Source organism: Duganella guangzhouensis (assembly GCF_009674535.1).
Classification (GTDB): Bacteria; Pseudomonadota; Gammaproteobacteria; order Burkholderiales; family Burkholderiaceae_D; genus Rugamonas; species Rugamonas guangzhouensis.
On sequence record NZ_WKJK01000019.1, the window covers coordinates 92872 to 104981 of the forward strand.

9 protein-coding genes and 1 pseudogene are annotated in these 12110 nt (G+C 61.7%); 9 read left to right on the forward strand and 1 reads right to left on the reverse strand.

Annotated elements, in window-relative coordinates:
* The first annotated feature begins 7 nt into the window (after positions 1 to 7).
* From clsB to GJ699_RS27745, 7 genes are all read left to right on the forward strand, one after another.
* The gene (gene clsB / locus GJ699_RS27715) at positions 8 to 1171 is read left to right on the forward strand and encodes a cardiolipin synthase ClsB (protein WP_154382550.1); all 1164 of its coding nucleotides are present in this window, start codon (positions 8 to 10) and stop codon (positions 1169 to 1171) included.
* A complete protein-coding gene (locus tag GJ699_RS27720; protein ID WP_371867691.1) occupies positions 1168 to 1539 on the forward strand; it encodes an RNA-binding S4 domain-containing protein in 372 nt (123 codons plus the stop codon). The genes clsB and GJ699_RS27720 overlap by 4 nt, the downstream gene beginning before the upstream one ends.
* Positions 1540 to 1742: 203 nt before the next feature.
* Complete coding sequence (locus GJ699_RS27725) at positions 1743 to 2366, forward strand: TetR/AcrR family transcriptional regulator (protein WP_154382552.1); 624 nt, start codon at positions 1743 to 1745, stop codon at positions 2364 to 2366.
* 33 nt (positions 2367 to 2399) lie between these two features.
* Positions 2400 to 4190, forward strand: a complete 1791-nt coding sequence (locus GJ699_RS27730) for an acyl-CoA dehydrogenase C-terminal domain-containing protein (RefSeq protein ID WP_154382554.1) — start codon at positions 2400 to 2402, stop codon at positions 4188 to 4190.
* A 12-nt stretch (positions 4191 to 4202) separates the two neighbouring features.
* On the forward strand, positions 4203 to 6602 hold the full coding sequence (locus GJ699_RS27735) for a 3-hydroxyacyl-CoA dehydrogenase/enoyl-CoA hydratase family protein (RefSeq protein ID WP_154382556.1): 2400 nt from the start codon (positions 4203 to 4205) through the stop codon (positions 6600 to 6602).
* 11 nt (positions 6603 to 6613) lie between these two features.
* Positions 6614 to 7810, forward strand: coding sequence for an acetyl-CoA C-acyltransferase (locus tag GJ699_RS27740; protein WP_154382558.1), 1197 nt, complete (start codon positions 6614 to 6616; stop codon positions 7808 to 7810).
* A gap of 66 nt (positions 7811 to 7876) precedes the next feature.
* Positions 7877 to 8650 (forward strand): enoyl-CoA hydratase, encoded by a 774-nt coding sequence (locus GJ699_RS27745; RefSeq protein WP_154382560.1) that lies wholly within the window; start codon positions 7877 to 7879, stop codon positions 8648 to 8650.
* Between the two features lie 7 nt (positions 8651 to 8657).
* Here the strand turns inward: GJ699_RS27745 and GJ699_RS27750 are convergent, their stop codons facing one another.
* The gene (locus GJ699_RS27750; protein ID WP_195763666.1) at positions 8658 to 10124 is read right to left on the reverse strand and encodes an SEL1-like repeat protein; all 1467 of its coding nucleotides are present in this window, start codon (positions 10122 to 10124) and stop codon (positions 8658 to 8660) included.
* Positions 10125 to 10281: 157 nt separating this feature from the next.
* Between GJ699_RS27750 and GJ699_RS27755 the strand changes: the two genes are divergently transcribed.
* Together GJ699_RS27755 and GJ699_RS35365 are read left to right on the forward strand one after the other, a co-directional pair.
* The gene (locus GJ699_RS27755; protein WP_154382564.1) at positions 10282 to 11901 is read left to right on the forward strand and encodes a right-handed parallel beta-helix repeat-containing protein; all 1620 of its coding nucleotides are present in this window, start codon (positions 10282 to 10284) and stop codon (positions 11899 to 11901) included.
* Between the two features lie 121 nt (positions 11902 to 12022).
* A pseudogene (locus GJ699_RS35365) lies at positions 12023 to 12109 on the forward strand (peptidase); the annotation flags it as partial.
* Between the last annotated feature and the right edge of the window lies 1 nt (position 12110).

The window sequence follows — 12110 nt, forward strand, 5'->3', positions numbered from 1 at the left end:
GCACGCTATGCGCAGCGTTAATTTTTTAGCCGATAACGAAGTCAAGCTGCTGCATACCGGCACCGATTATTTTCCGGCGCTGATCGCGGCCATCGAGAACGCGCAGTATGAGGTCTATTTCGAGACCTATATCTTTGCCGGCGACGACACCGGCCAGAAAGTGCTGGCGGCGCTGATCGGCGCCGCCCAGCGCGGCGTGCAGGTGCGGGTGATCACCGACTGGTGGGGCACTGGCCGGCGCCAGGTCAACAGCATGCATGAGCAGCTGGTGGCCAAGGGCGTCGAGCATCGCATGTTCAATCCCTGGTTCAAGCGCGGCGTCACCCGCACCCACCGCAAGATCTGCGTGGTGGACCGTCTGGTGGCCTATGTCGGCGGCATCAACATCAACGACGATATGTTCTGCGATTACGATCACAGCAAGCAGCTGTCGGCGCCGCGCTGGGACTTCGCGGTGCAGGTGCGCGGCCCGCTGGTGGCCGACATCCAGCTGGAGGCGGTGACGCAGTGGCGCCGGCTCGGCAAACTCAGCATCATCAAGCGGATCGGCTTGTACCGCGATATGCGCAAGGTGGAAAAAATCGCCGCCGCCCACGCGGTGCAGGCCGGCTTCGTGGTACGCGACAATCTGCGCAACCGCCGCACCATCCAGCGCGCCTATCTGCAGGCGCTGGGACGGGCGCGCAAGAGCGTGTTGCTGGCCAATCCGTATTTCGCGCCCAGCCACAAGTTCCGCCAGGCGCTGGTGTTGGCCGCGCAGCGTGGCGTCGAGGTGACGTTGCTGATCGGCGTCGGCGAGATCTGGCTGCAGGATGCGGTCGCGCATTCGTTTTATCCCAAGCTGCTGGCGGCCGGCGTCAAGGTGGTGGAGTATCATAAGACGCAGTTGCACGCCAAGGTCGCCGTGATCGACGACGACTGGGCCACGGTCGGTTCCAGCAATGTGGACGGGCTCAGCCTGTTCCTCAATCAGGAGGCGAATGTGGTGATCAAGGATGCGGCGTTTGCGCACAGCCTGCGGCAGCATATCGAGGCCGCGATTGCCGAGGGCAAGGTGATCAGCTACGACGACTTCAAGCATGTCGGCCATGTGCGCCGGATCGGCTATGAGGTGGCGTTTGTGTTTTATAAATTATTGATGCGGGTGTTCGCAGTGGGGAAATACGCGTGAGCGACGGAGTACGACTGGATAAATGGCTGTGGGCGGCACGCTTCTTCAAGACACGTTCGCTGGCCACGGACGCCATCGCGCTGGGGCGGGTGATTGTCAACGGCGACCGCGCCAAGCCGGCGCGCAACGTCAAGCTGGGCGACGTGCTGGAAATCGACAATGGCGCCGATCAATGGGAAGTCGACGTGATGGGCTTGTCCGACGTGCGCGGCCCCGCCACTGTGGCGCGCAACCTGTATGAAGAGACCGACGTCAGCGTAGCCCGCCGCGCCGCCGTGGCCGAAAATCGCCGCCTGTACCGTGAACCAGGCACTACAATTAAAGGCCGCCCAACCAAGCGCGACCGCCGCGAATTGGACAAGTTGTAAGCCAAGTTTCCTTCCTGCATTGCTGCCCCGCAGCAATAGAACGCCACCTCTAACACTACTGTTTGACATTCATCCCCAAGTGGATAATAGTACGAGCGTTCGCAATTCTTTTCACACAGAGTAAATTTAACTGGCGCAGAATAATCGCTCTCCATGATTATTTTACTTTGGGATGCAATCTTATTAATACCTCAACTAAATTTATGCGCAAAGGCGAGTTAACCCGCGCGGCAATCCTGGATGTGGCGCTGGACCTGGCCAGCCGTGATGGTCTGGAAGGTCTGACCATCGGATTGCTCGCAGATAAGATGAACATGAGCAAGTCGGGCGTGTTTGCGCACTTCGGCTCGCGTGAAGATTTGCAGTTGGAAGTGCTGAAGCTGTATCACCACCGTTTCGAACAGGAAGTGTTCTTCCCCAGCGTGAAGGAACCGCGCGGCATCCAGCGCCTGCAGGCGATGTTTGCGCGCTGGGTCAAGCGGGTCAGCGTGGAGGTGGCTTCGGGCTGCATCTACATCAGCGGCGCCGTCGAATATGACGACCGTCCCGGTCCGATCCGCGAAGAGCTGATGGCAATGGTCGGCGCCTGGCAGGGCGCGTTGCTGCGCTGTGCCAAGCAGTGCGTCGAATCCGGCGACCTTAAGCCGGACACCGATCCGCAACAGCTGGTCTACGAAATGTACGGCCTGATCCTGGCCCTGCACCACGATGCGCGCTTCCTGCGCATTCCGGGCAGCCTGGAGCGGGCCGGCAAAGGCTTCGAACGCCTGGTCGAAACGTATCGCAATCCGCAATCGCCGGCAGCGGTGGTTGCACAGGTTAATTAAATCTAACTACACAGTAGTCATCAGGAGAAAATCATGGGTCAATACGTCGCGCCAATCCGGGATATGCAATTCGTGCTGCACGAACTGCTGAAAGTGGAAGATGAACTGAAGGCGCTGCCGAATTACTCGGAAGTCGATGCCGACATCATCAACCAGGTGCTGGAAGAAGGCGGCAAATTCACCTCCGAAGTGCTGTTCCCGCTGAACCACAGCGGCGACCGCGAAGGCTGCCATTACGATGGCGCGACCAAGACCGTGACCACGCCTAAAGGCTTCAAGGAAGCCTACAAGCAGTACGTCGAAGGCGGCTGGGCGGCGCTGGCCTGCGATCCGGAATACGGCGGCCAAGGCCTGCCGGTGGTGATGAACAACTCGTTCTACGAGATGCTGAACTCGGCCAACCAGGCCTGGACCATGTACCCTGGCCTGTCGCACGGCGCCTACGAGTGCCTGAAAGAACACGGCACCGAGCACCAGAAAAAAGTCTACCTGCCAAAACTGGTGTCGGGCGAGTGGACCGGCACCATGTGCCTGACCGAACCGCACTGCGGCACCGACCTCGGCATGCTGCGCTCGAAAGCGCTGCCGCAGGACGACGGCTCGTGGCTGATCACCGGCAACAAGATCTTCATCTCGGCCGGTGAACACGATATGGCGGAAAACATTCTGCACCTGGTGCTGGCCCGCGTGCCGGACGCGCCGGAAGGCTCGAAAGGCATCTCGCTGTTCCTGGTGCCGAAATACCTGCCAAAAGAAGACGGCTCGGTCGGCGAACGCAACCCGATCACCTGCGGCGCGATCGAAGAAAAAATGGGCATCCACGGTAACTCGACCTGCCAGATGAATCTGGACGGCGCCCGTGGCTGGATCATCGGCCAGCCGAACAAAGGTCTGAACGCGATGTTCGTGTTCATGAACGCGGCCCGTCTGGGCGTCGGCATGCAGTCGCTGGGTCTGACCGAAGTGGCTTACCAGAACGCGCTGATCTACGCCAAAGACCGCATCCAGATGCGCTCGCTGACCGGCCCGAAAAATCCGGAAAAACCAGCCGACCCGATCATCGTGCACGCCGACGTGCGCCGCATGCTGTTGACCGGCAAAGCCTACGCCGAAGGCGCGCGCGCCTTCACCTCCTACGTGGCGCTGCAGATCGACCGCGAACTGCACCACCCGGACGAAGATGTGCGTAAAGAAGCCGCCGACGAAGTCGCGCTGCTGACCCCGATCATCAAAGCCTTCATCACCGACAATGCCTGGATCGCCACTTCGGAAGCGATGCAAGTGTACGGCGGCCACGGCTACATCAGCGAGTGGGGCATGGAGCAATACGTGCGTGACGCCCGTATCAACCTGATCTACGAAGGCACCAACACCGTGCAATCGCTGGACCTGCTGGGTCGCAAGATCCTGGGCGACAACGGCGCCAAGCTGCGCAAGTTCGGTGAGAAGATCAAATCGTTCGTCGAAGAAAACGGCCTGGACGAAAACCTGAGCGAGTTCATCACCCCGCTGGGCGAGCTGGGCGACAAAGTCACCAAGCTGACCATGGAAATCGGCATGAAAGCCTTCCAGAACGCCGACGAAGTGGGCGCCGCCGCCGTGCCTTACCTGCGCGTTGTCGGTCACCTGGTGTACAGCTACTTCTTCGCCCAAATGGCCAAGATCGCGCTGGAAAAACAAGATAGCAGCGACACCTTCTACAAAACCAAGCTGGCCACCGCGCGCTTCTATTTCGCTCGTCTGCAACCTGAAACCGCAACCCTGATCCGCCAGGCACGCTCGGGCTCCGCCAACCTGATGGCACTCGACGCTGACCTGTTCTAAGAGGAAACGACAATGACCAATTTCATCGTTAAAAAAGTAGCCGTGCTGGGCGCCGGCGTGATGGGCGCGCAGATCGCCGCTCATTGCGTCAACGCCAAAGTGCCTGTGGTGCTGTTCGACCTGCCAGGGAAAGAAGGCACGCCGAAAAACGGCATCGTGCTCAAAGCCATCGAAGGTCTGAAAAAACTGTCGCCTGCACCGCTGGGCAACAAGGAACACGCGGCGCTGATCGAAGTCGCCAACTACGAAGATGACCTGGCCAAGCTGGCCGAGTGCGACCTGATCATCGAAGCGATCGCCGAGCGCCTGGACTGGAAACACGATCTGTACAAGAAAGTCGCGCCGCACATTTCGCCTAACGCGATCTTCGCCTCGAACACCTCGGGCTTGTCGATCACCAAGCTGGCCGAAGGCTTCGACGCCGACCTGAAATCGCGCTACTGCGGCGTGCACTTCTTCAACCCGCCGCGCTATATGCACCTGGTTGAAATCATCCCGACCGTGGATACCAAGCCAGAGATCGCCGACCAGCTGGAAGGCTTCCTGACCTCGACCCTGGGCAAGGGCGTGGTCCGCGCCAAGGACACCCCGAACTTCATCGCCAACCGTGTTGGTGTGTTCGGCATCCTGGCGATCGTGCACGAAGCCGAGAAATTCGGTCTGTCGGTGGACGTGGTCGACGATCTGACCGGCGCCAAGCTGGGTCGCGCCAAGTCGGGCACCTTCCGCACCGCCGACGTGGTTGGTCTGGACACCATGGGTCACGTCATCAAGACCATGCAGGATTATCTGCCGAACGATCCGTTCGCAGCCGTCTACAAAACCCCGGCCGTGCTGGCCGGGCTGGTAGAGAAGGGCGCGCTGGGCCAAAAGTCCGGCGCGGGCTTCTACAAAAAAGTGGGCAAGGAAATCCAGCGTCTGGATTTCGCCACCGGTGAATACGTGCCGGGCGGCGCCAAGGCGGCCGACATCGTGGCGCGCATCCTGAAAGAAAAGGATCCGGTCAAGAAAATGAAGGCGATGCGCGAATCGACCAATCCACAGGCGCAGTTCCTGTGGGCGATCTTCCGCGACGCTTTCCACTACATCGCGGTGCACCTGGAAGACATCGCCGACAACGCGCGCGACATCGACTTCGCCATGCGTTGGGGCTTCGGCTGGACCGTGGGTCCATTCGAAACCTGGCAGGCATCCGGCTGGACCCAGGTGGCCCAGTGGGTGAAGGAAGACATCGAAGCCGGCCACGCGCTGTGCAACGCGCCGCTGCCAGCCTGGGTATTCGAAGGCCCGGTGGCTGAAAAAGGCGTGCACACCGCCGAAGGTTCGTGGTCGGCGAAAGCCAACGCTTACGTGCCGCGTTCGGAACTGGCCGTGTACAAACGTCAGGAATTCCGCGCACCGGTGCTGGGTTCGGGCGAAGCCAATGGCCGCACCGCCGGCACCACCGTGTTCGAAGACGACGACGTGCGTCTGTGGCACTCGGGCGACGAAGTGCTGGTGATCTCGCTGAAAACCAAGCTGCACGTGATCAGCCCAGGCGTGATCGCCGGCTTCCGTAAAGCGCTGGCCGAAGCCGAGAAAAACTTCAAGGGTCTGGTGATCTGGAGCGCGGACGCGGCCGACGGCGGCGCCTTCTCGGCCGGCGCCGACCTGCAATCGGCACTGCCAGCCTTCATGGCCGGCGGCGCCAAGGCAGTCGATCCGATCATCAAGGAACTGCAAGACACCTTCATGGCGATGAAATATTCGAACGTGCCGGTGGTGGCGGCAGTGGCTGGTCTGGCACTGGGCGGCGGCTGCGAGCTGGCGCTGCACGCGTCGAAACGCGTGGCTTCGATCGAATCCTACATCGGCCTGGTGGAAGTGGGCGTGGGCCTGATCCCTGCCGGCGGTGGCCTGAAAGAGGCGGCATCGCGCGCCTACAAGGAAGCCAAGGGCACCGACATCCTGCAATTCCTGAAAACCGGTTTCACCAACGCGGCGACCGCCAACGTGTCGAAATCGGCGCTGGAAGCGCAAGCGATGGGCTACCTGAAAGAAGACGACGTGATCGTGTTCAACCCGTACGAACTGCTGCACGTGGCAAAAGTTGAAGCGCGCGCCATGTTCGACAAGGGCTACCGCGCGCCGCTGAAGGCACCGATCCAGGTCACCGGCCGTTACGGCTGGGGCACCATCAAGGCCCAGCTGGTCAACATGCGCGATGGCGGCTTCATCTCGGCCCACGACTTCAAACTGGGCGACATGATCGCGCAGATCGTCAGTGGTGGCGACATCGATCAAGGCTCCTTCGTGAGCGAACAGTGGCTGCTGGACATGGAACGTAAAGCCTTCCTGGAGCTGCTGAACCATCCGAAGACTCAGGAACGCATCATGGGCATGCTGCAAACCGGTAAGCCAGTCCGCAACTAAGGAATAAGACAATGAGCAAACAAGTTCAAGAAGCGTACATCGTCGCTGCGACCCGTACCCCGATCGGCAAAGCGCCGCGCGGCATGTTCAACAAAACCCGTCCGGACGACCTGCTGGTCAAGGTGATCCAGTCGGCACTGGCGCAAGCGCCTGGCCTGGACCCGGCGCTGATCACCGACGCCATCATCGGCTGCTCGTTCCCGGAAGCGGAACAGGGCTTCAACATCGCCCGTCAATCGGTGCTGCTGGCCGGTCTGCCACGCACCGTGGGTGGCGTCACCATCAACCGTTACTGCGCGTCGGGCATCACCGCCCTGGCAATGGCGGCGGACCGTATCCGCGTCGGCGAGTGTGATGTCATGCTGGCCGGCGGCGTTGAGTCGATGTCGATGGTGCCGATGATGGGTCACCATCCATCGATGAACCTGAACATGTTCACCGACGAAAACGTCGGCATGGCATACGGCATGGGCCTGACCGCTGAAAAAGTGGCCGAGCAGTGGAAAGTGTCGCGTGAAGATCAGGACGCGTTCTCGGTGGAATCGCACCGCCGCGCCATCGCCGCGCAGCAAGCCGGTTTCTTCAAGGACGAGACCACCCCGGTCGAGATCATCACCCGCACCCCAGATCTGGCCACCGGCGAGATCAAGGTGAAAACCCGCACCGTCGATACCGACGAAGGCGCGCGTCCTGAAACCAGCATGGAAACCCTGGGCAAGCTGAAGCCAGTGTTCGCCGCCAAAGGTTCGGTTACCGCCGGTAACAGCTCGCAGATGTCCGACGGCGCCGGCGCGCTGCTGGTGGTGTCCGAGAAAATCCTGCGCGAGCACAACCTGACCCCGCTGGCCAAGTTCTCGTCGTTCGCTGTCAAAGGCGTGCCACCGGAAATCATGGGCATCGGTCCTAAGTTCGCGATTCCAGAGGCGTGCAAAGCCGCCGGCATCAGCCAGGATCAACTGGACTGGATCGAGCTGAACGAAGCGTTTGCCGCACAGGCGCTGGCCGTGATCCGCGATCTGGGCCTGGATACCAGCAAGGTCAACCCGATGGGCGGCGCGATCGCTCTGGGCCACCCGCTGGGCGCGACCGGCGCGATCCGTGCCGCCACCGTGGTGCACGCACTGCGTCGCAACAGCCTGAAGTACGGCATGGTCACCATGTGCGTCGGCGCGGGCATGGGCGCGGCAGGCATCATCGAACGCGTGTAATCACGACATTGCAATAGAGAGGGCGCTGAGGTTGATACCCAGCGCCCTTTCATTTTGGAGACCCACATGGAAATTTTGAGCAGCATTGAAAACGGCATCCTGACGCTGGAATTCAACCGTCCAGAGCGCAAGAACGCCATCACCGCCGCCATGTACCAGGCCATGGCCGACGCGCTGACCGCCGCCGAGAGCGACACCGCGGTGCGCGCCATTCTGCTGACCGGCAAGTCGGACATCTTCACCGCCGGCAACGACCTGGAAGATTTCATGAAAAACGCGCCTACCAGCGGCGCCATCGAAGACCGTTCGGTATACCAGTTCATGATGGCGTTGAGCGGCAGCACCAAGCCAGTGGTGGCCGCCGTGGCCGGCAACGCGGTCGGCATCGGCACCACGCTGCTGATGCATTGCGACCTGGTGTACGCGGCCGACAACGCCAAGTTCTCGATGCCGTTCGTGCAGCTGGGCCTGTGCCCTGAATTCGGCTCCAGCCTGTTGCTGACGCAAATCGCCGGCTACCCGCGTGCCGCCGAGAAGCTGATGCTGGGCGAAGCTTTCGGCGCGCAGGAAGCGCTGGAGATGGGCCTGATTTCGAAAGTGCTGCCGGTGGCGGAACTGCGCGCCTTCGCCGAAGGCCAGGCCGCCAAGCTGGTGGCGCTGCCAGCCAGCTCGATCCGCGTCACCAAAGAGCTGATGAAAGCCGCCCGCAAAGCGCCAGTGACCGACGCCATCGCCGCCGAAAACACCCATTTCGGCAAAATGCTGTCGGCGCCGGAAGCGAAAGAAGCCTTCATGGCCTTCTTCCAGAAACGCAAACCGGACTTCACCCAGTTCGCCTGATGCGTTTTTAACCGCCGCCGTGCGTTGGCGCGGCGGCGCGTTGTTTCAAGATGGCGTCGGCAGTGGCCTGGTCCTGGGCTGACATGCGTTTGGCGATGCCTTCCAGCGCCTGGCCGGCGCGTTCGTGGCCGTTGGCTTTCGCCAGGCTGAACCACACATAGGCCATCCCCAGATCTTTATCCCCACCTTCGCCCTGCGCCGACATCACGGCCAGGTTGAACATGGCTTCGCTGTCGCCGCGCATCGCCGCTTCGGTGAACAACTGGCGCGCGGTGCTCAGGTTCTTCGGCACCTGCTCGCCCTGATAGTAGTACAGGGCCAGCGCGCTTTGCGCCGCCGGATCGGCTTTCAGCGCCGCCGCCTTGTAGTAGGTGTAGGCTTTGGCCTGATCGACTTTCACGCCTTCGCCCAGATCGTACATGCGCGCCAGTGCGTACAGGGCACCGGCATGGCCGGACTGGGCGGCACGGGCGTACCAGTTACGCGCCAGCGCGTAGTCCTGCTGGATGCCGTCGCCACCCTGGTAGTACAGTCGGCCCAGGCTGTACTGGGCTGGCGCATAGCCTTCGTCGGCCGCTTGCTGGAAATAGGCGCGGGCCTGTTTGATGTCCTTGCCGCTGGCCAGACCGAGCGCGTGCAGCGCCGGCACCGAGCCCAGTTCGGCGGCGCGGAGGTACCACTTGCGCGCTTCGGCCGGATCTTTCTTCACACCGTCGCTGCCTTCCGTGTACAGCCTGGCCAGCATCAATGCGCCCTCGATCATGCCGTTGGCCGCTTCCGGATCCTTGGGATTGAAGTGCGTGGGGTAGCGGCCGGCGTCGAAACGGCCAACGGCGGCGCGGTTGAGCCAGTCCAATGCCTTGTCGGTATCGCGCGGCATGCCCTGACCGTTCAGGCTGAGCTTGGCCAGCAGCACCGCCGCTTCCGGATAGGCGATTTTCTTGTAGGCGGTTTGCAGCAGCGCGGCCGCCTTGGTGTAGTCCTTGGCGTCGAGCGCGGCCACGGCGTCGGCAAAGCTTTTGTCGTTGCGGATGATGGATTCACGCGCGGCGGCGGCCTTGCGGTCGTTGACATCGCACGGTCCCATGGTGCTCTCGGTGCCGACGCCGGGAATCGACGACGATTCCGCCGTATTGGCGACATCGTTGTCCGGCGCGTTGCCGCTGAATTTGCGTGGACGGGTCAGCGGCATCGGCACGTTGGGATCGCTGACTTCGCCGGCCACGGTGGATTCCATGCGCTCGCGGATCGCCAGGTCGGTGTCATCATCCGGCGTGAAGTAGACGCTGTCCAAGCCGCATTTCGATGCCAGCGAACCGCGCAGCGCGGTTTGCTTGGCGGCGAACACGCGCGGGCTTTCACCGGTCGGTGTCTGCCGGGTGATCGTGACCACCGGAGCGTTCGGGTCTGGCGCCTGGGCGTTGGCTGCCGCCAGGGTGAACATGAGGGCGATGCCGGCTGTGGGTTTGAACATGGCCATCCTTGCCTGAAAATGGCGATGGTAGTGCAAGTCCGGACGCATGCGGCGTTCCGGCGCGATCATGGACGTGATTATTTTATGGGCAGCGGGTATCCACAATATGGAAAATAAATGGTATCGTTAACCTATTAATGACCAGCGAATTGTGCTCATGATTAAATTTTGGCTGATGGTCCTTGCGTTGTGCCTCCCGGTGGCCGCGCATGCGGCAGACGTGCAGGTTGATTGTTCCGGCGCTAGCGCGGCGCCGGTGGTGGGCAATCTGGCGCAGTTGAACGACATGCGGTTTGCGCCGGGCACGCGGATTTTGTTCAAGCGCGGTGTGACTTGTCACGGCAGCTTTGTGCCGAGTGCGGATAGTTCGGGCACGGCGGCGGCGCCGATTGTAGTCAGTAGCTATGGCGATGCCAGCGCTGGCCGGGCGGTGATTGCGGCCGGCTGCCGCGATGCCGAGGTCGATGCCGATCAGGCGCTCACCAACCGTGCCCGCACGGCGCAAGGCCGCAGCCCCTATCGTTCGCTGTGCCGCAGCGACGGCGGTCCGGTGGCGCGGGCGGCGATCCATCTGCGCAATCTGGAGTATTGGGAAATCGAGGGGCTGGAGCTGACCAATGATGGTTTGAGCGACGGTCCGCGCGTTGGGCTGCTGGTGCAGCTGGAGAATTTCGGCGCCGGCCATCACTACCATGTGCGTGATCTGTATGTGCATCATGTGCGCGGCATGCCGAAGGATGCGGACGGATTGCCGTACAAGGAAACTGGCGGCATCCTGTTCAACATCACGCGCCCTGAAGCGGCGCAGCGCAAGACCTGGTTTGATGATGTGCTGGTGGAGCACAGTGAAATCTTCCATGTCGATGCGATCGGTTTGTCGACCCGTTCGGCGTGGATGTGCCGTGCCGGTGGCGCGCCTTGCGGCGACTATCCTCCGTACAAGGGCAAGCCGGTGCCGGCCAGCGCGGCGGCGGATTACACGCCGTCCACGCGTGTGGTGTTCCGCAATAACCACATCCATGACATCGGCGGCGACGGCATTGTGGTGCGCACCGCCGTGCAGCCACTGGTGGAGGCCAATCTGCTGCACGATATCTGGATGCGCGCGGCCGGCAACAGCGCCGGCGCCTGGGCCATCAATACCGACGGCGCGCGCTTCCAGTACAACGAGATTCATCATGTGCGCTATCAGGAGCCGTGGGAGCCGGGCGATGGCATGGCGTTCGATGCGGATCTGGGCACGCGCGACACGCAGGTGGTTCACAACTACAGCCACGACAACGGCGGCGGATTCATGCTGTTCTGCGCTTGCGACAAGGATGGCCTGGGCAACCCATCGCTCTCGACCGGCACGCTGGTGGAAAATAATCTGAGCGTCAACGACGGCCGCCGTGTGATCGTATTTGCCGGCTCGCAGGGCGCGGTGGTGCGCGGCAATCTAATCCTGAACACGCAGCCGGGACTGATCTCGCCTGCGGCCGAGAACACCGGCATGGGCAGCAAGAACGCCGGTGAGATCCGCGACAACGTGTTCTACCACGGCGCCAACGCCGGCACGCTGTGGCGCGCGATGAAATCCGAGCTGCGCCACGACGACATCCGCTGGAGCGGCAACCACTTCTACGGCTACCCGGACCGCGCCGAATTCCAATCCGCCCAGTTCTTCACCGGCGACAGCGCCAACACCATCCAACCCGCCGCCAGCTTCGACCCCGATGCCACAGCCGCCGCATGGCTGACATCTACCAGTTTCAAGGAGCGCAGCTACCAACGTTAATATGGCTCAATGCCAATTCTGGTGACAGATGGATGATCCAATCTCATGCTGGCGAGCGGCGATTGCCGCAAGCCATTACAGCAAGGCTTGCTTGCACGGGATATCGCTACGCGATAGGATCATGATCAAAAGCTTTCGCCATAAGGGCCTTAAGCGCTTCTTCGAAACCGGAAGCACGGCCGGTATAAATCTAGCTCACGCCACCCGTT

Excerpts from the sequence above, each read along its gene's own strand:
- clsB (WP_154382550.1), top strand. The coding sequence starts at position 8 with ATGCGCAGCGTTAATTTTTTAGCCGATAACGAAGTCAAGCTGCTGCAT.
- GJ699_RS27725 (WP_154382552.1), top strand. The coding sequence starts at position 1,743 with ATGCGCAAAGGCGAGTTAACCCGCGCGGCAATCCTGGATGTGGCGCTG.
- GJ699_RS27730 (WP_154382554.1), top strand. The coding sequence starts at position 2,400 with ATGGGTCAATACGTCGCGCCAATCCGGGATATGCAATTCGTGCTGCAC.
- GJ699_RS27735 (WP_154382556.1), top strand. The coding sequence starts at position 4,203 with ATGACCAATTTCATCGTTAAAAAAGTAGCCGTGCTGGGCGCCGGCGTG.
- GJ699_RS27740 (WP_154382558.1), top strand. The coding sequence starts at position 6,614 with ATGAGCAAACAAGTTCAAGAAGCGTACATCGTCGCTGCGACCCGTACC.
- GJ699_RS27745 (WP_154382560.1), top strand. The coding sequence starts at position 7,877 with ATGGAAATTTTGAGCAGCATTGAAAACGGCATCCTGACGCTGGAATTC.
- GJ699_RS27750 (WP_195763666.1), bottom strand. The coding sequence starts at position 10,124 with ATGTTCAAACCCACAGCCGGCATCGCCCTCATGTTCACCCTGGCGGCA.
- GJ699_RS27755 (WP_154382564.1), top strand. The coding sequence starts at position 10,282 with ATGATTAAATTTTGGCTGATGGTCCTTGCGTTGTGCCTCCCGGTGGCC.